Consider the following 18,362-nt stretch of genomic DNA (forward strand, 5'->3'; position numbering starts at 1 on the left):
GAAACCTCAGTCTTGGCCGTGCTCGGCCTCTTGGGCGCGCTCGTCGCGGGCGCGCCGGCCGCGGCTCCCTCCCCCCGGGCGCCGCACGTACGGGCGGTGACCGTCGTCCCCGCGGCCGCGGGGAGCACCACGGCCTTGTCCGGGTACGCCATCCGCTCGACGGCCGAGGTCTCCGACGCGGCGGCCCTCGTCTCCGCCCCGGGCTACCGGACGAACGGCTGGCACCCGGCGGGGCCCCGCTCCACCGTGCTGGCCGCCCTGGTCGCGGACGGCACGCATCCCGACCCCTTCTACTCGACGAGCCAACAGCGCATCCCGGCCGCCGCTTTCACCGTGCCGTGGTGGTTCCGCGCCGAGTTCACCGTCGCCGACACTTCTACGCGCACGTACCTGGACTTCAGCGGGGTCGTCTCCGCGGCGGACGTGTTCGTCAACGGGAAGCAGGTCGCCACGGCGTCGGCGGTCGCCGGCGCGTACACGCACCACGAGCTCGACGTCACCGAACTGGTGCGGGCCGGCGCCAATGCGGTGGCCTTCCGGATCCAGCCGAACGATCCGCGCAAGAACCTCACCATGGGCTGGCTCGACTGGTTGCAGCCGCCCCCGGACCAGAACATGGGCATCGTCCGCGACGTGCTCGTACGGCGCGGCGGCCGCGTCGCCCTGCGCGACGCGCACGTGGTGACCAGCCTGGCGATGCCGTCGCCGGCCTCCGCGGACCTGACGGTGAAGGCGAAGGTCCGCAACGAATCGGCCGAGGACGTCACCGCCGCGGTCTCCGGCACCATCGGGTCGGGCATCGCGTTCCGGCGGGAGGTGCCGCTGCGCGCCCACGAGACGAAGACGGTGGCCTTCACCCCGGCCGACACCCCGCAGCTGCACCTCGACCGGCCGCGGGTGTGGTGGCCGGCCGGAATGGGCGCACAGGAGCTGTACGAGCTCGATCTGACGGTCACGGTCCCGGAATCCGGCTCCGGCTCCGGCTCCGTCGTCTCCGACCGGACCCGCCGCGGCTTCGGCATCCGCAGCGTCCAGGCGCCGCTCAACAAGGACGGCGCCCGCCAGTACTCCGTCAACGGCCGGCCGCTGCTGATCCGGGGTGCCGGCTGGTCCCCCGACGAACTGCTGCGCTGGGACCCCGCCTACGCGGAGGACAGGCTGGCCTACGCCCGGGACCTGGGCCTCAACACCCTGCGCCTGGAAGGACACCTCGAACAGGACGAGTTCTTCGACCTCGCCGACCGGTACGGGATCCTGACCCTGCCCGGCTGGCAGTGCTGCACCAAATGGGAGGGCGAGGTCAACGGCACCGAGGCCGGAGAGGGCTGGACGGCGGCCGACTACCCCGTGGCCAAGGCCTCCATGGCGGCCGAGGCCGCCCGCCTGCGCGATCACCCCAGCGTCATCTCCTTCCTCATCGGCAGCGATTTCGCCCCGGACACGGAGATCGAGCGGGGCTACGTCGACGCGCTGAAGGCCGCCGACTGGCCCACCCCGGTGATCCCCGCCGCTGCCGCCAAGTCGGCGCCGCTCACCGGCGCTTCGGGGATGCGGATGCCGGGACCGTACGAGTGGGTGCCGCCGGGCTACTGGTACGACAAGCGGGAGGGCGGGGCCACCGGATTCAACTCCGAGACCAGCGCGGGCCCCGACATCCCCACCCTCGACACCCTGCGACGCATGATGTCCCCGGCCGAGCTGACCTCCCTCTGGAAGGACCCGGCCGCACCGCAGTACCACCGCTCGCCCTCGCGCACGTACGCCACGCTCAAGCTGTACGACGATGCGCTGAGCGCCCGGTACGGCGCCCCGCGCAGCCTGGAGGACTACGTCGCCACGGCGCAGCTCGCCCAGTACGAGAACGTCCGCGCGCAGTACGAGGCGTACGCGCGCAACGCTACCGACGCCTCGAAGCCGTCGACGGGGGTGATCTACTGGATGTTCAACAGCGGCTGGACCTCGCTGCACTGGCAGCTCGTGGACCGCTACCTCGACCAGAACGGCGCGTACTTCGGCGCGAAGAAGGCGAACGAGCCGCTGCACGTCCAGTACTCGTACGACGACCGCACCGTGGCCGTCGTCAACCGCCGTACGACGGCGGTGTCGGGGCTGACCGCGCGGGTCTCCCTCTTCAACACCGACGGAACGCAGAAGTACGACCGGACGGTGACCGGCCTGGCGGTCGGCGCGGACGGGGCGAAGGCCGTCGCGCTGACCCTGCCTGCGTCGGTGGACGGGCTGTCCGCGACCCATCTCGCGCGGCTGGTCCTGACCGACGCCGCCGGGCGCGAGGTGAGCCGCAACGTGTACTGGCTCTCCACGCGCCGCGACGTCCTCGACTACACCGAGAGCGACTGGTACCACACGCCGACCACGGCCTACGCCGATCTCACCGGGCTGCGGTCGATGGCTCAGGCCGCCGTCTCCGCCACGGCGACGACGAGCACGGGCGGCGACGCGCCGTCGACCTCCACGACGGTCGTCACCGTACGGAACACCGGCACCGGGAACACCCCGGCCCTGCTCACCGACCTCCACCTGGTCGACGGCAAGGACACCCCCGTCCTGCCCGTGCAGTGGTCCGACAACCAGATCAGCCTCTGGCCCGGCGAGTCGGCCACCCTGACGGCGACCTACCGCACCGCCGACCTGCACGGGTCGGCGCCCCGGATCCGGATCTCCGGATGGAACACGCCGACGGCCACGGTCCCGGCCACCTGACACCGGCCCACCTGCAGGGGGCGTCGGGCCATGGGGCAGGATGGCAACCCGTTCCGGAATGCGTACACGCGCCCGAACGAGGCTCCACGCACGAGAAACTGACAGGTGACAAGGTGACGACACACCTCATACGACGGCCCGCCGGGCCCGTCGCCGCTCCCCCGGTCCGGCGCCGAGCGGAGGGCCTCCGTTGAACCGGGAACTCCTCCTGCACGACTGGCTGGTGGCCGGGATCGCGGTGGCCGCGGGCGCCCTGGCCGGGCTGCTGCTGCGCGCCCTGATGCGCTGGCTGGGCCGGCACGCCGAACGGACGCGGTGGACCGGCGACGACATCATCGTCGACGCGCTGCGCACCCTCGCCCCTTGGGCGGCCGTCATCGCCGGCGTCGCGGTGGCCGCCTCGACCCTGCCGCTCACCGCGCGGGTCCTGGGGTTCGTGAACCAGTCCCTGACCGCCGTGCTCATCCTCATCGCCACGCTCAGCGCGGCCCGGGTCATCGCGGGTCTCGTCCAGTCGGTGGCGGGGGCCCGGACGGGCGTCGCCGGATCGGCGTCCATCTTCGTCAACATCACGCGGATCGTGGTCCTCGTGATGGGTGTGCTCGTCGCGCTCGAAACCGTGGGCGTGTCCATCGCACCGCTGGTCACCGCCCTCGGGGTGGGCGGTCTGGCGGTGGCCCTGGCCTTGCAGGACACCCTCGCCAACCTCTTCGCGGGCGTCCACATCCTCGCCTCCAAGACCGTGCAGCCCGGTGACTACATCCGCCTCAGCAGCGGGGAAGAGGGATACGTCGTCGACATCAACTGGCGCAACACCGTGGTGCGCAACCTGTCGAACAACCTGGTGATCATCCCCAACGGGCGTCTCGCACGGACGAACATGACCAACTTCACCCAGCCCGAACAGCAGTTGTCGATCCTCGTCCAGGTGGGCGTGGGCTACGAGAGCGATCTGGAGCACGTGGAGCGCGTGACGCTCGACGTGGTCGACAGCGTGATGGCCGACATCAACGGCGCGGTCCCCGACCACGAGGGCAAGGTCCGGTTCCACACCTTCGCCGAGTCCAGGATCAACTTCACGGTCATCCTGGGCGTCGGCGAGTTCAGCGACCAGTACCGGATCAAGCACGAGTTCATCAAGCGCCTGCACGAGCGGTTCCGGGCGGAGGGCATCTCGATCCCCGCGCCCACGCGGACGGTCCAGCTCCACCACGACGGGCTCCAGGCATCGGCGCTCCCCCCGGTCCCGCACCAGCGCGAGGCCCCGCCCCGTTCCCCCGCCGCCACCGGCTGAGCCGACCCCTTACGGGTGGTACAGCTCCTCGGCGCGGGCCAGGTCGACGGCGCCGTCCTGTGGCAGGTGGAGGAAGTGCTCCACCTGCCACTTCTGAGCGCCCTCAGCCTGGCGGTTTGCGGTGGCCACCCACGGCGGGTAGACGCGGAATCCCCTCTTCCCGCCGGAACCGTCCACCGATACGACGCCGTTCCGCCGGAGGTCTTCCACCGGGAAGACGAACTGGCCGAAGCCGTGGTCGTCGTGGCAGCTGATGACGAAGAGGTCCACGCGATCCGCGGTGTCGAAGGGCTGGATGGGACCGCCCGGGGACCGCTTCCACACGGTGACGAACTGCCCCGCCTTGGTGGGCGTCGTCTTGGCCGCGCGGAACCGGACGGCGCGTGCGTCCAGGGTGAATTCGTGCGCGGCGTACGCGGCGCCCTCGGCCTCGGGAACCGGCTGCGAGCAGGTGAATCCGCACGGGTCGTAGACGCGTGACTTCGCCGCGAGGAGATCGCCGTGGATCCGGAACGCGTCCGGCCACGGTGCGGGGCCGGAAGGGACGGGACGGGGCTCGACGGAGCGCTCGCGGTGGGTCGTCATCCGGCCACCCTGTCATGGATCCGAGACCTCGTGGCCCACGGCGCCTTCGGGCCCCGCCCGATATCCTGGTGGTCCGACATCGGGGGCTTTCCTCTCAGGAAGGGCAGCACGATGAATCGGCAGACGAACCGGTACCGGAGTCTCTTGCTTCTCGCGGCCCCGCTCCTCGCCTCCTCGCTCGCTCTCACCCCCGCCTTCGCGGCCCAGGGCCGCACCGCCGGGGCGGGAGCCGCCCGGGCTCCCATGGCGCCCTCCTGCGAGCTGACTCCGCGCAGCGGCGGCGGCAACCCGGGCGGGAAGATGGGCTACGACCTCCACCTCAGCGGATTCGCCCCGAACCAGTCGGTGCGGGTCGAGGGGAAGTCGTCCTTCCGGACCACGGTGGACGACACGGGCTCACTCGACCGGCAGGGCGTCCGCTACGGCACATATACGGTCAGTTACCGGGAGAGCGGGTCGCGGCAGGGCAAGCACATCGACTGCGCCACGCCGTCGCGGGAGAAGCCGGGTGACGGCAAGGGGGACGTGAAGGTCACCAAGGTCGAGGTGGTGACGCTGACCAAGTCGGGGAGCACCGTCGACTGCACCAGCCCGCCCAAGTTGGAGTTCGACGGCAAGATCACGGCCACCGGGCAGGGGAAGGTCCGCTACTTCTGGACGTACGCCTCCAGCGCCGATCCGATCTCCTCGGGCACGGCCGAGTTCACCCCCGGCATCACAAGCGTCTCCCTCCTCAAGGTGGTGGAGGGGTCCGTGATGGCGAACACTCCGACGGTGAGCGCGTTCGTGACCCTGCACGTGCCGGATTTCAACATGACCGCGCAAAGTGAAACCGTGCACGTCACCTGCAAGCAGCCCTGACCGCTACGCGGGCGCCGGGAGGGTCAGTTCGAAGCGGCATCCTCCGGTGACGTTGCGGACGTGCGCGTGCCCGTCGTGCGCCTCGACGATGCCGCGGACGATTGCCAGGCCCAGGCCCGCGCCCCCGGGAGGCGTACGGGCCTGGGTCCCGCGCCAGCCGGTGTCGAAGACGCGCGTGAGGTCCTCCTCGGGGATGCCGCCGCAGGCATCGGTGACGGACAGCACCACCGTGCCCTCACGGGCTTCGGCCGCGATCGCGACCGTGCCGTCGGCCGGGGTGTGACGAATGGCGTTGACCAGCAGGTTCGACAGGACGCGGGACATTTCCTTGCCGTCCACCTCCACCGGGAGCGAGGCGGTCCCGTCCCCGACCAGCCGTACGCCGTGCTCCCGGGCGAGGGCGTCGGTGCCGGCCAGGGCGTCGCCCACCAGGTCGTGGAGGTTCAACCGGGTGGGGCTGAGGCTCAGGGCGCCCGCGTGGATGCGGGAGAGCTCGAACAGGTCGCCCACCATGGAGTTGAGGCGGTCGACTTCGGTGCGCATCTGCCGGTGGTAGCGGGCGGGATCGGCGGCCATGCCGTCCTCCAGCGCCTCCGACATGGCGCGCAGCCCGGCCAGCGGGGTGCGCAGATCGTGCGAGATCCAGGCGACGAGCTCCCGTCGTGAGGTCTCCAGGGCCCGCTCGCGTTCCCTGGACGCGGCCAGGCGTTCGCTGGTCAGGGCCAGTTCGCGGCTGAGCGCGGTGAGTTCGGCGGGGGCCGGCACGGCGGGTGTGGTGAAGGTGCCCTCCTCACCGAACACGCGTGCTGCGGCGGCGAGTTCACGGCAGCGCAGGACGACCTGGCGCCCCAGCAGCAGGGCCGTGCCCAGCGAGACGGCGGCGGCCACGGCGGCGACGACCGTCACCACGGTCAGGTCGTGGGAGGAGAGGAACATCGCCCAGGCCACGGCGAGCGTGCCGGCGAGCATCGCGAGCACGGCGACGGCGGTCACCACGGTGAGGGAGACGGCGACGCTTCGCCGGCGCAGTATCCGCAGGGCCACGGCGCCCAGCGCTCCGGCGCCGCCCGCACCGAGGAGGGCGTACAGGGCGATCAGCAGCAGGTCCTCGTCAGGCATGTTCATGACCGTCCGCCCTTCTGTGGTCCATGGCGGGGGCCGCCGGGGTGGGGTGGGTGTCGAAGCGGTAGCCGGCGCCCCAGACGGTCTGGATCAGCCGGGGGTTCGCCGCGTCGTCCTCGATCTTGCCGCGCAGCCGGCGGACGTGGACGGTGACGGTGGACAGGTCGCCGAAGTCCCAGCCCCAGACCTCGCGCATGAGCCGCTCCCGGTCGCAGACCTGCCCGGGATGGCTCAGGAAGAAGGCGAGCAGATCGAACTCCCTCAAGGTGAGGGCGAGTTCCTTGCCGTCCTTGCTCACGCGGCGCGCCGCCGGGTCCAGGCTCAGGCCCGCCGCGGTGAGCCGGGGGCCGGCGGCCGGTGCGGCGGGGACGGCCCGGCGCAGGACGGACCGCACGCGCAGGACGAGCTCGCGCGGGCTGAAGGGCTTGGTCACGTAGTCGTCCGCGCCGACTTCCAGGCCCAGGATCCGGTCGTCCTCGTCGCCGCGCGCGGTGAGCATGATGACCGGGACGGGCGGGATCGCGCCCCGGCCACCGTGCGGGTCGGCGGCGCGCTCGCGCGCCCGCAGCCGCCGGCAGACCTCCAGCCCGTCCATGCCCGGCAGCATGAGGTCGAGGACCACCAGGTCCGGGCGCTGCTCCTCGGCGGCGCGCAGGGCGGCCGGTCCGTCGGCGGCCAGGCGCACGGTGAAGCCAGCCCGGTCCAGGTACCCGGCCACGACCTCGGAGACGGTCGGGTCGTCGTCCACGACCAGGATGCTGCCGAGGACGGGGTCCGGTGCGCCCGCCCCGCCCGTCCCGGCCGCCCCGCCCGTCCCGGCCGCCTCGCCCGTCCCGGCCGCCTCGCCCGTCCCGGCCGCCTCGCGGCCGTCGTCCGTATGCTGCGTATCGCTCACTGGCATGGTCACAGCCTGTCATCCGCGGCGGTCCGGGTGCACGGCGCCCTCCTCGGATCGGGCACGGCGTCCGCGTTTCGTAAGGAGTTGAAGCCCCTTTCGTCCGCGCCCGCTTCCTACGGTGTGGACGTGACTGATTCTGCTTGTGTGCCGCCCCGGGCGGACCTCGTACCGCCGTGTCCCGACGAGGCGGAGGCGCTGCCCCGGCTGCCGGCGCGGGTGCCGGCCGGTTGGCGGCCCGGCGTCGCCGGCAACGGCGCCGCCGACGGCTCGGCCGATCTCGCCCCCGGCCCGGGAGTGCCGGTGTCCGTCTCCGACACCGGGATGGTGCGGCGCCCGCGGCCGACCGGGCCGGGGCGGCCCGTACGGGACCTCCCGGCGCTGCGCGACGTCGACGCGCCGTACGACGCCGCCGAGGTCGCCGCCTCCGCGCGCCGCACCCGGTTCGCCGCCCTGCAGGCCGAACTCTCCGCGGCCGTACGGTGACCGCGCAGACGACGGCACGGACGGCCGCGCGGCCGGTGGAGCCCGCCGCCCAGGCCTGGCGGGCCGACCCGTACTCCGATGCCGTGCGCACCGGCCGGGGGCCCCTCTTCCTGCGCCGCAGCGACGGCTGGCTGCTGCCGCTCGACGTGGAGCGCTGGTGCGCCGAGGCCGACGCGGCCGATTCCACCGTCCTGGCCCGCTGCGAGGGCCCGGTGCTGGACATAGGCTGCGGTCCGGGCCGCCTGGTCGCCGCCCTCACCCGCCTCGGGCAGCCCGTCCTCGGCGTGGACGTGGCCCCGGAGGCGGTGGCCCGTACGGTGCGCACCGGCGGCAGCGCCCTGTGCCGGTCCGTGTTCGACCCCCTGCCCAGCGAGGGCCGGTGGGGCACGGTCCTGCTCATCGACGGGAACATCGGCATCGGCGGCGACCCCGGCGCACTGCTGCGCCGGGCCTCGCGGCTCGCGGCCCCCGGCGGCACCCTCCTGGTCGAGGTGGCCACCGTGGACGTCGACGAGCGCGTCGAGGTGCACGTCGAGGACGGGAACGGCGGCCGCGGGACGCCCTTCCCGTGGGCCCGGCTCGGTACCGGCGCGCTCCGTGCCCAAGCGGCGGACGCGGGCTGGACCCGGGCGGTGCCCTGGCGTGCGGCGGGCCGCGCCTTCGTCCAGCTGCGGCGCTGAGGGCTCACCGGGACGTACGGAAAGCGGCTGGCGCGAGAGCGCGTCAGCCGCTTTCGCGTGTCCGGTCGCTCAGGTGCGCCGGCGCGCCGCGCGCAGCGCGGCGCCCGCCGCGAGGTACACGCCCGTGGCCACGGCGATGGCCGCCATCGTCAGCAGCCAGTTGCGCAGGTAGTCCAGCGGCACCACGGTCGGGTTGGCCGCCCCGCCCGGGCGCAGGAGCGGCGGGAGGGCGACCGCGGTCACGGAGCCCGCGACGATCAGGGCGGCGCGCGGGACCCCGCGCAGGCGCAGGCCGACGGCGCCGGTGAGGGCGGCGACCGCGATCACGAGCGGCGCGACCAGTCCGTCGTGCACCACGACCGCACCCGCGAGCCACAGCGCGATCCGCCAGGGCGAGGGCTGCTGGACCAGCAGGGCGCCGCCCAGGCCCATCAGGACCAGGCCGGTGCCGGCCACCGCGTACCGGTACGCCATCACGCCACCTCCAGTCGGCCGACCCACTTGGTCTGGAGCACGCCGGGCCGGTTCGGGGCGATGATCCGCGCCGGGTAGCCGTGGTCCGGGGAGAGTTCCTCGGCGCCCAGGCGCAGCGCGAGCAGGGTGAGCGGGTCCTGGGCGTACTCGGGGCCCATCTCCGTCACCCGGTACGCGCCGACCGGCTCCAGGGACTCCACCCGGGCGCGGGCGTCCGGGCCGCCGCCCGCGCGTTCCAGCAGGTCGCGCACGCGGACCCCGGTCCACCGGGCGTTCTTGCTCCAGCCCTCGACGCACGCGATGGGCAGCGTCACCTCGTGCTGCGGCATCGCGCGCAGTTCGTCGAGGGTGAGGGTGTACGGGCGAGGTCCGGCGACGGTCAGCCGCCAGTCCCGTACGGAGGCCGCGGTGATCCCGGCCGCCTTCGCCGTACGGTTCACCGGGAGCCCCTGCGGTCCGACGGCGGGGTGGCGCGGGGCGAACAGGTCGAGGCGCCCGAGCGCGGTCACGGACTGCCCGGCGGTCGTCAGGGTCACCGCCCCCACCGCCGCGGCGACGCCCGCCAGCAGCGCGCGCCGGTCCGGGCCGTCGGCCTCGGGCAGTGCGAGCGTGCCCGGCGAGGTGCGGGTCCAATGGTCTTGGATCTCGGGCCACTTCACTGCGATGTGCACCATGAGCGCGCCCGCCAGCAGCCAGGACAGCGCGAAGTGGACGGGGACGAAGGAGAAGGGCCAGGGGTACCACTGGAAGGTGTTCAGCAGGCCGGTGAACAGCTCGAAGACGCCTGCCGCCACCAGGACCGCCACAGAGGCCCGTTCGAGCGCGTGCCGCACCGACCGCAGCGGCGGCCATTCGAACAGCCGGGGGTAGACCGCCCACAGCTTCGCCGACAGCAGTGGGATCGCCGCGATCCCGGAGACCACGTGGAGTCCCTGGGTGAACCGGTAGCCCCAGTAGGGGCGGCTCGGTAGCCGGTCGGCGAGCCAGTGCGGCGGGTGCTGGAGGTAGTGGCTGAGCACACCGGTCGCGAAACAGACGGCGAAGGCGAGCCCGAGCCAGCGGCCGATGGCGGTCGCCGTCCGGGCGTCGTGCAGCCGCGCCTTGAAGGTGATGGGCGGTGCGGAAGGAAGAGGGATGGGGAAGCGCATGGACCCATGACACCCCCGGGAAGCCGCTCGGAGGCGGTTCGGACTCCTTACGAAACGCGGACATGGGCGGCGCGGGACCCCGTTGCGCGCCTTCCCCGGAACGCCGCGGCGGTGAACCTGCGTACCGGCCCCTGCCCTTCCGCACTCCCCGCGGTACCGATCGGGGCCGTGAACAACGCGCCCGTCGACGTGCCGGGGGTACTGCCGGCCGTCGGGTACCTCGGCGGATACACGGCGTGCGCGATCCTGCTCGTTGGGGCGGGGTTTCGAGCAGGTATTGACATGCATCCGGCGCTGCGCTGCACTTTGCCTGCACCTTGGCTGCCTCTGTAACTCCCCCTTCCCTCCCATGACTTGGGGACTCGCCATGCGTCTGCTCAGATTGCTGATCGCCGCCGTCTGCGCGGTGGCCGCGCTCTCGTTGCCCGGTACCGCCGTCGCCGCACCCGCACCGACCGCCGCCGGGCCGCCGCAGACCGTTCCGGCGCTGCGGCAGTGGACGGCCGGCACCGGCGCCTACACCTTCACCGGGACCAGCCGGATCGCCGTCGATCCCGCCTACGCCGCCCAGCTGTCCGACGACGCCGCCACCTTCGCCGAGGACCTGGGCGCCCTGGCCGGACGTCCCGTCGCCGTCGTCACCGGGAGCGCCTCGCCCGGCGACATCGCGCTGGGCCTCGGCGACCCGGGGCTCCCCGCCGAGGGCTACCGGCTGACCGTCGGAGCGTCCGTCGCGATCCGGGCCGGAACCGACGCGGGCGCGTTCTACGGCACCCGTACCGTGCTCCAGCTCCTGCACCAGTCCGCCTCGGTGCCCGCCGGCACGGCGGTCGACTGGCCCGCCAAGGCGGAGCGCGGGCTCATGATCGACCAGGGTCGGAAGTTCTTCACCGTCGACTGGGTGAAGCAGCACATCAAGGAGCTGGCCTACCTCAAGCTCAACTACTTCCACTTCCACCTGTCGGACACCTTCGGGTTCCGCCTCGAAAGCTCCACCCACCCGGAGATCGTCTCCGCCGACCACTACTCCAAGCAGGACATCGCCGACCTCGTCGCGCTCGGGCAGAAGTACCACGTCACGATCGTTCCCGAGATCGACACTCCGGGGCACATGAACGCCGTCCTGGCCGCCCACCCGGAGCTCAGGCTCAAGAGCAGTTCCGGCGCGGCCAGTCTCGATTTCATCGACCTCTCGCTGCCGGCCTCGTACACCCTGATCAAGGACCTGGTGAACGAGTACCTGCCGCTGTTCCCGGCCCCGTACTGGCACATCGGCGCGGACGAGTACGTCACCGACTACGCCAAGTACCCGCAGCTGCTCAGCTACGCCCGTGCCCACTACGGGGCGGGCGCCACCGCCAAGGACACCTACTACGGGTTCGTCAACTGGGCCGACGACCTGGTGCGGGCGGCCGGCAAGACCACCCGGATGTGGAACGACGGCATCAAGGCCGGGGACGGGACGCTGACCCCGCACCCCGGAATCCTCGTCGAGTACTGGTACAGCTACGGGCTCACCCCGCAGCAGCTGGCCGCGGCCGGCCACAGCGTCGCCAACGAGTCCTGGACGCCGACGTATTACGTCCTGGGGGGCGCCAAACCCGACACCAAGTGGATGTACGAGACCTGGACCCCCGACCGCTTCGAGGGCGGGGCCACCCTCACCGACCCCTCGAAGAACCCCGGCTCGCTGATCCACGTGTGGTGCGACAACCCCACCGCCGAGACGCAGGAGCAGATCGCCGCGGGCATCATGTACCCGCTGCGCGCGCTGGCCCAGCAGACCTGGGGCTCCCCCAAGCCGGCCGCCACCTACGCCGCGTTCACCCCGATCGCCGCCGCGGTCGGGCACAACCCCGCATGGCCCGGTCTCGCCCAGCCCGGCAACCTCGCCCGCAACCGGCCGACCACCGCCTCCAGCACCGAGACCGCCGACTTCCCGGCCTCGTCGGCCACCGACGGGGACCCCGGCACCCGCTGGTCCAGCGCGTACGCCGACCCGCAGTGGCTCCAGGTCGACCTGGGATCCAGCCAGGCCGTGAGCCGCGTGGTGCTGCGCTGGGAGGCGGCGTACGGAAAGGCGTTCCAGATCCAGCTCTCCGACGACGCCGCGACCTGGCGCACGGTGTACGCCACGACGGCCGGCGCCGGCGGGGTCCAGGAGCTCGCCGACCTGTCCGGATCGGGTCGCTACATCCGCGTGTACGGGACCAAGCGCGGTACCGCCTACGGCTATTCACTGTACGAGTTCGAGGTGTACGGCGGCCCGTTGAGCGGCACCCGGACCCTCGGCGCGGCCGGCAAGGCCCTCGACGACCCGGGGAGTTCGAGCACCGCGGGTACCCAGCTGATCACCTGGACCCCGCACGGCGGCCCCAACCAGCAGTGGCAGCTGGCGCTCAACTCCGACGGCTCCTACTCCATGGTCAACGGGGCGTCGAGGCTCTGCGCGGACGTATCGGGCGGATCCACGGCGCCCGGCGCGGCCGTCGTCCAGGCCGCCTGCACGGGCGGAGACGGCCAGCGCTGGCTGCTCACCGCGCTCGGCGGGGGCGACTACTCGGTGGCCAACAAGAAGAGCGCGCTCCTGCTGACCACCGCGTCCGGGGCGGACGGCGCGCTCGCCACGCAGCAGCCGGCTTCCGGTTCGGCCTATCAGCGGTGGCAGATCGCCTGACCGGACGGCGGTGTACGGGCGTCCCCCCTGCGGTGCGGAGTCTTCGCCCCCCGGGGGGGGACGTTCGGCGTTCGGGGCGGGGGCCCGGGCCGCCTCGGCCGCCAGGTCCGGGCGGCCGCCCGGACCGCGCGCCGTTCCGGGGCGGGGAGCGGCCGGACCTACAGCGAAGCGATCTTCCCGCGCGACCGTCCCAACTCACGGGTAACACCCTGTCCGTCCGCGGAACACCCCGCCCACCACGCACGTTGTGCGGGAGATGGAGAAGCCCTCACACCGCAATGAACACCTCTTACACGACGACCTCTCGAAGGAGTCCCGCGTGAACCAGGCCCCCACCGAACCGCTGGTCCTCGACCCCGCCGGCGCCGACCGGCACGCCGAGCACCGGCTGCTGCGCGCCCAGGGGCAGGCGGCCCGCGTCGACATACTCGGCGTCACGGCCTGGGCCGTCACCGACCCGGCCCTCCTCAAGGAGTTGCTCACCAGCCCTGACGTGTCCAAGGACGCCCGCGCCCACTGGCCGGAGTTCGAGCAGGCCGTCCAGACATGGCCGCTCGCCCTCTGGGTCGCGGTGACCAACATGTTCACCGCGTACGGAGCCGACCACCGGCGGCTGCGGCGGATGGTGGCTCCGGCGTTCAGCGCCCGCCGGGTGGCGCTGCTCCGCGACACCGTCGAGGGCATCGTCACCGGCCTCCTCGACGAGCTCGCCGCCCTCCCGCCGGGCGAGGTGGCCGACCTGCGCGAAGGGCTCGCCTACCCGCTGCCCATCGCGGTCATCGGACATCTGATGGGGCTCCCCGAGGAGCAGCGCGGTGACTTCCGTACGGTGGTGGACGGCGTCTTCGACACGACCCTCACCCCCGAGGAGGCCGCGGCGAACACCGCCCGGGTCTACGAGGTCCTCGCAGAGCTCATTGCCGCCAAGCGCGCCGCGCCCGGTGATGACATGACCTCGCTGCTCATCGCCGCCCGCGACGAGGAGGGCGACGGCTCCGCGCTTTCGGACTCCGAGCTGAGCGACACCCTGATCCTGATGATCAGCGCCGGGTACGAGACGACCGTCAACGTCATCGACCAGGCGGTCACCGCCCTGCTCACGCACCCCGACCAGCTGGACCACGTCCGTTCCGGTCGCAGCAGCTGGAGCGACGTCGTCGAGGAGACGCTGCGGCACGAGTCGGCCGTGAAGCACCTGCCGATGCGCTTCGCGCTGGCGGACATCCCGCTGGCCGACGGGCGGACCATAGCCAAGGGGGAGGCGATCCTCGCCTCGTACGCAGCGGCCAACCGGCACCCCGACTGGCACGGCCCGGACGCCGACACCTTCGACGTCACGCGGGTCACGAAGGACCACCTCGCGTTCGGGCACGGGGTCCATTTCTGTCTCGGCGCCCCGCTCGCCCGGCTGGAGGTCGCGACCGCCCTCGAAGCACTGTTCGACCGATTCCCCGACATCGAGCCGGCGGTGCCCGCCGACGAGCTGCTGCCCGTCACCTCCCTCATCAGCAACGGCCACCGTTCACTGCCCGTCCGGCTCGGCCCGTCGGCATGAGCCGCTTGGAGTAAGGACGCCCGAAGTTCACCTCTCCGACGCCCCGGGCAGGCCGATCATCAGCCTCGGCCACCCTAGGCTGCCGCCATGTCAGAGGTGGGGATCACGGTCCGGGGTTGCCGGCTGCTCGGAACGCTCGGGTCGGTGCTGCTGGCCGCCGGGAGCTGGTCGGCGGGCGCGCTGCCCTTCGGCGTTCCGGACGGAGTCTGGGCGCAGCGGAGCCCTGCGCACACGGTGCTGGGAGCGGCGGCCGCGTACGCCGGGCTGGTCCTGCTCGTGGTCGCCTGGTGGCGGCTGGGCGGCCTGTTGCGGGCCGGGGAGCCGGTCGGCCCGAGACGGCTGCGCTCCGTGCTGTGGCCCTGGGTCCTGCCGCTCGTCCCGGGCCCGCTGATCTTCAGCAACGACGCGTACAGCTACGTCGCGCAGGGCGCGCTGGCCGTGCGGGGCTGGGACGTGTACCGGCTCGGGCCGTCGGTGCTCGGCGGAACCGTCGCCGACAACGTGCCCGAGCTGTGGCAGGACGCACCGGCGCCGTACGGACCGGTGGCCGTGGCGGCGACGCGGGCCGTGGTGGCCGTCACGGGCGAACACCACACGGTGGCCGCCGTGCTGGGGATGCGGCTGCTGGCCCTGTGCGGGCTGGCGCTGATCGTCTGGGGCGTGGGGCGGCTCGCGTCCGAGTGGGGTGCCGAGCGGGGTTCCGCAGTCGGCGGCGGGGAGGCCGGGGCGCTGTGGGCGACCGTGCTCAACCCGCTCGCCCTGGTGCACCTGGTGGGCGGGGCCCACAACGAGGCGCTGATGATCGGCCTGATGGTGGCGGGGCTGGTGGCGTTCAGGCGGGGGCACTGGATGCTGGGCACCGTCGTGCTCGTCGCGGCCGCGCTGGTCAAGGTTCCCGCCGCGGTGGCTCTGCTGTGCGCCGCCGCGTGGTCCGTGGGCGGGCGGCCGGACCGGCGCGCGGGCTGGCTGCGGGCGGCCGGGATCACGCTGGTGGGGCTCGCGGCGCTGGTGCTGGGCGTGGCCGTGTGCGGCCAGGGCTGGGGGTGGCTGTCGACGCTGCGGGGCCCCGCGCAGGTCTACACGGTGCTTTCACCGAGTACGGACGTGGGCCGGGTGCTCGGGCTGCTGTCCGAGGGGCTCGGCGTGGGTACCGCGGCCGATGCGATCGCCGCCGCGCGGTCGGTGGGGATGGTTCTGGGCGTGTGCCTGGTGGGCTTCTGCGCGTGGCGTGCACCGCGCACGGGTCCCGAGTACGCCACCGGCGCGGCGCTGCTGGGGCTGGTGGTGACCGCTCCGGTCGTGCAGCCCTGGTACGTGCTGTGGGGGATGGTGCCGCTCGCGGCGGCTGCCTGGCGACTGCTGGAGAACACGCGGGCACGGCTGGCCATGCTGGTGCTGCTGTTCCTCGTGCTGCCCAGTGGGACGTCGGCGACCTGGTCCTACGGGTTCGCCGCCATCACGGGGGCGACAGCGGCGTCGGCGGCGCTCGTGGCATGGGGTCCGCCGGTGCTCGGGACGCTGCCCGGCCTTCGCCTGCAGGAGCGCGCGTGGGTGCGGGCGGCGGCCAGAACGCGCCGGTGACCCGGCGGGGAAATGCACGTTGCGCAGACCGGTGATGATCACTAAGGTCGACCGGGTGACTGCCGGGTCGGCCATGGGCCATGTACGAGTAGGGTTCCCGGCCTCGGCGTGAGCCCGAGGCGGGCCAGGAGCCCGCCCTTCCTCCGCGTTTCTTGCGCCCGGCGCCCGCGTGCGGCGCCTTTCCACGGGAACCCGAAACCGGAGACACACCACTCATGTCGAACACGCAGCAGTACCCGAACGCCGTCCAGTTGAACCACACCGTCGTCCACGCCAGGGACCGAGGTCTGTCGGCCGAGTTCCTCGCCGTGGTCCTGGGGCTGGAGGTCGGCGCTCCGTTCGGGCCGTTCCTGCCCGTCGACCTCGGCAACGGCGTCACGCTCGACTACTACGCGATGACCGACGAGCCGATCCAGCCGCAGCACTACGCGTTCCTCGTGCCCGACGAGCGGTTCGACGCGATGATCGCCCGTCTGGAGGCGGTCGGGGTCACCTACTACGCCGACCCCCACCACACCGAACCGGGGCGGATCAACCGCCTGTTCGGTGGTCGCGGTGCCTATTTCGCCGACCCGGACGGCCACAACATGGAGATCATGACCCGTCCCTACGTTCGCCCGTAAGGGGCCGGGCGCGGGGCCCGGGCGCGCTTCGCCCGATCGGGCGCGGAAGGTCTGCCGGCCGGCCGCGCCACCCGGTCGCCCGTGCCCTGCGAGTCCCCTCACACACCCGCCCGGGCGGGCCGTGCGACCCGGGATGCCCAGGTGCGCAGGTCGTCGGCCGAGGCTTCGAGCGCGGCGCCGCCGGGACCGGCCCAGGCTATGTATCCGTCCGGACGGATCAGGTACAGGCCGCGTCCGTAGGCCTCGTACGCACCTGTCCGTTCGGCGCGCAGGCCCGGGATCGGCGGGAGGCGCTCCGGCAGCTCGGTGTCGACCGCGAGCAGGGTGAAATGGGGGCCGCGGTAGAGGTCGAAGAGCCGCAGCCCGTCGCGCTTGCCGTCCGGGGCGCGGTCTCCCGCGGTCAGGGCGTCGTCGGCCAGCCCGCTGCGCGTCTCCCGGGTGAGTGAGGAGTCCCGCTGGTCGAGGCCGAGTTGGCGGGTGGCGGCGCCGCGCCGCTCCTGGCCGCGGTGGATGCGGGTGGACAGGCCCAGAACGGCGGCGGCATTGGGGAGCCGCTCCTCCTCATACGTGTCCAGCAGTGCCTCCGGGGCTCCGTCGCGCAGCACGGCGGCGAGCTTCCAGCCCAGGTTGTAGGCGTCCTGGACGCTGGTGTTGAGCCCCTGGCCGCCCGCCGGCGAGTGGATGTGGGCGGCGTCGCCCGCGAGGAAGACCCTGCCGTCACGGAAGCGGTCGGCGAGTGCGGCGTTCACGGTGAAGTCCGATGCCCACAGGACCTCGGTGACCTCCTCGGCCGGTATGTGGGTGAACGCGGCTACCAGCGCGCGCACTTCCTCCACCGTGACCTCCTTGCCCACCGGCGCCGGCTGGGCCACGAACTGGAACTCCCGCGTGTGCGGCAAGGGGCAGAGGACGGCGAAGCCCGTGCCGCCCGCGACGGGCGGGAAGACGTGCCAGTTGTCCCGGTCGAGCGTCGGTATGACCACGTCGGCCACGAGCATCGGGGCGGGGTCGACGCGCTCACCGGTCATCTTGATGCCGACGAGCCGGCGGACCGTGGACCGGCCGCCGTCGGCGGCGACGGCGTATCCCGCGCGGACGGACTTCGGGCTCCCGCCTCCCGCCGGTATGAGGGTGGCGGTCACGGACTCGGCGTCCTGGGTGAGACCGGTCAGCTCCGCTCCGAACACCACGTCACCGCCCAGTTCGCGGAGCCGGTCGAGCAGGATCCGCTGGGTGCGCCACTGGGGCAGCAGCCAGGGCCCGGTGTAGGGCGCCTCCTCGGTCGCTGCGACGTCCTCGAACATGCGGTACTCGCCGGCACGGCATCCGCCCTGCCAGGTCATGCCGATCGGCGCCCGGCCGCCCCATCGCAGGGCTTCCCCCAGGACACCGAGGTCGTCGAAGACCTCCAGGGTCCGCGGTTGGACGCTCTTGCCGCGGGAACCGGGAAACAGCTCCGGCGACCGCTCGACGACCAGCGCGCGCACACCGCGCCGGGCGAGGTCACAGGCCAGTACGAGGCCGGTGGGACCGGCGCCCACGATCAGTACATCGCTCCGGACTTCGCTCCGGACATCGCTCCGGTCCTCTTCGACTCGCCGCTGGTTCATCGATCTCCCCGCCCTCTCCGACACCACTCCTTAACGCCATTAAGGAGCCT

At 72.8% G+C, this 18,362-nt stretch carries 15 protein-coding genes; 9 read left to right on the top strand and 6 right to left on the bottom strand.

Annotation, left to right across the window (positions count from 1 at the left end; genetic code table 11):
* Positions 1 to 18 precede the first annotated feature (18 nt).
* Both ACIBAD_RS04345 and ACIBAD_RS04350 read left to right on the top strand, forming a co-directional pair.
* Positions 19 to 2,721, top strand: coding sequence for a glycosyl hydrolase 2 galactose-binding domain-containing protein (locus tag ACIBAD_RS04345; RefSeq protein WP_398904363.1), 2,703 nt, complete (start codon positions 19 to 21; stop codon positions 2,719 to 2,721).
* A 190-nt stretch (positions 2,722 to 2,911) separates the two neighbouring features.
* The gene (locus ACIBAD_RS04350; RefSeq protein WP_398904365.1) at positions 2,912 to 4,015 is read left to right on the top strand and encodes a mechanosensitive ion channel family protein; all 1,104 of its coding nucleotides are present in this window, start codon (positions 2,912 to 2,914) and stop codon (positions 4,013 to 4,015) included.
* A 9-nt stretch (positions 4,016 to 4,024) separates the two neighbouring features.
* Here the strand turns inward: ACIBAD_RS04350 and ACIBAD_RS04355 are convergent, their stop codons facing one another.
* Positions 4,025 to 4,600 carry a MepB family protein gene (locus ACIBAD_RS04355; protein ID WP_134068937.1) on the bottom strand — a complete coding sequence of 192 codons (576 nt, stop codon included), beginning with the start codon at positions 4,598 to 4,600 and terminating at the stop codon, positions 4,025 to 4,027.
* A 144-nt stretch (positions 4,601 to 4,744) separates the two neighbouring features.
* Here ACIBAD_RS04355 and ACIBAD_RS04360 point away from each other — a divergent pair, with 144 nt between their 5' ends.
* Positions 4,745 to 5,461 (top strand): hypothetical protein, encoded by a 717-nt coding sequence (locus tag ACIBAD_RS04360; protein ID WP_398904367.1) that lies wholly within the window; start codon positions 4,745 to 4,747, stop codon positions 5,459 to 5,461.
* A gap of 3 nt (positions 5,462 to 5,464) precedes the next feature.
* Here ACIBAD_RS04360 and ACIBAD_RS04365 read toward each other — a convergent pair whose 3' ends face one another.
* Both ACIBAD_RS04365 and ACIBAD_RS04370 read right to left on the bottom strand, forming a co-directional pair.
* The gene (locus tag ACIBAD_RS04365) at positions 5,465 to 6,580 is read right to left on the bottom strand and encodes a sensor histidine kinase (protein WP_398904369.1); all 1,116 of its coding nucleotides are present in this window, start codon (positions 6,578 to 6,580) and stop codon (positions 5,465 to 5,467) included.
* Positions 6,573 to 7,340, bottom strand: a complete 768-nt coding sequence (locus tag ACIBAD_RS04370; RefSeq protein ID WP_398904768.1) for a response regulator transcription factor — start codon at positions 7,338 to 7,340, stop codon at positions 6,573 to 6,575. The genes ACIBAD_RS04365 and ACIBAD_RS04370 overlap by 8 nt, the downstream gene beginning before the upstream one ends.
* Before the next feature lie 267 nt (positions 7,341 to 7,607).
* Between ACIBAD_RS04370 and ACIBAD_RS04375 the strand changes: the two genes are divergently transcribed.
* Together ACIBAD_RS04375 and ACIBAD_RS04380 are read left to right on the top strand one after the other, a co-directional pair.
* Positions 7,608 to 7,964 carry a hypothetical protein gene (locus ACIBAD_RS04375; RefSeq protein ID WP_398904371.1) on the top strand — a complete coding sequence of 119 codons (357 nt, stop codon included), beginning with the start codon at positions 7,608 to 7,610 and terminating at the stop codon, positions 7,962 to 7,964.
* The gene (locus tag ACIBAD_RS04380) at positions 7,961 to 8,644 is read left to right on the top strand and encodes a class I SAM-dependent methyltransferase (protein ID WP_398904373.1); all 684 of its coding nucleotides are present in this window, start codon (positions 7,961 to 7,963) and stop codon (positions 8,642 to 8,644) included. Before ACIBAD_RS04375 ends, ACIBAD_RS04380 begins: the two co-directional genes overlap by 4 nt.
* Before the next feature lie 69 nt (positions 8,645 to 8,713).
* Here ACIBAD_RS04380 and ACIBAD_RS04385 read toward each other — a convergent pair whose 3' ends face one another.
* Positions 8,714 to 9,118, bottom strand: a complete 405-nt coding sequence (locus ACIBAD_RS04385; protein ID WP_134068942.1) for a hypothetical protein — start codon at positions 9,116 to 9,118, stop codon at positions 8,714 to 8,716.
* Positions 9,118 to 10,266, bottom strand: coding sequence for a molybdopterin-dependent oxidoreductase (locus ACIBAD_RS04390; protein ID WP_398904376.1), 1,149 nt, complete (start codon positions 10,264 to 10,266; stop codon positions 9,118 to 9,120). The genes ACIBAD_RS04385 and ACIBAD_RS04390 overlap by 1 nt, the downstream gene beginning before the upstream one ends.
* 367 nt (positions 10,267 to 10,633) lie before the next feature.
* On the opposite strand from ACIBAD_RS04390, the gene ACIBAD_RS04395 reads away from it, so the two are divergent.
* The 4 genes from ACIBAD_RS04395 (at position 10,634) to ACIBAD_RS04410 (ending at position 16,702) form a co-directional block, all read left to right on the top strand.
* Positions 10,634 to 12,943 carry a family 20 glycosylhydrolase gene (locus ACIBAD_RS04395; RefSeq protein WP_398904378.1) on the top strand — a complete coding sequence of 770 codons (2,310 nt, stop codon included), beginning with the start codon at positions 10,634 to 10,636 and terminating at the stop codon, positions 12,941 to 12,943.
* 319 nt (positions 12,944 to 13,262) lie between these two features.
* Positions 13,263 to 14,498 (top strand): cytochrome P450, encoded by a 1,236-nt coding sequence (locus ACIBAD_RS04400; protein WP_398904380.1) that lies wholly within the window; start codon positions 13,263 to 13,265, stop codon positions 14,496 to 14,498.
* Positions 14,499 to 14,585: 87 nt separating this feature from the next.
* Positions 14,586 to 16,079, top strand: a complete 1,494-nt coding sequence (gene mptB / locus ACIBAD_RS04405) for a polyprenol phosphomannose-dependent alpha 1,6 mannosyltransferase MptB (protein WP_398904382.1) — start codon at positions 14,586 to 14,588, stop codon at positions 16,077 to 16,079.
* A gap of 215 nt (positions 16,080 to 16,294) precedes the next feature.
* Entirely contained in the window at positions 16,295 to 16,702 is a 408-nt protein-coding gene (locus ACIBAD_RS04410; protein WP_398904384.1) for a VOC family protein, read from the top strand.
* Positions 16,703 to 16,800: 98 nt separating this feature from the next.
* Here ACIBAD_RS04410 and ACIBAD_RS04415 read toward each other — a convergent pair whose 3' ends face one another.
* Positions 16,801 to 18,312 (bottom strand): FAD-dependent monooxygenase, encoded by a 1,512-nt coding sequence (locus tag ACIBAD_RS04415; RefSeq protein ID WP_398904386.1) that lies wholly within the window; start codon positions 18,310 to 18,312, stop codon positions 16,801 to 16,803.
* Positions 18,313 to 18,362: the final 50 nt, after the last annotated feature.

The sequence above is a fragment of the Streptomyces sp. NPDC051109 genome, assembly GCF_044455885.1.
GTDB lineage: Bacteria > Actinomycetota > Actinomycetes > Streptomycetales > Streptomycetaceae > Streptomyces.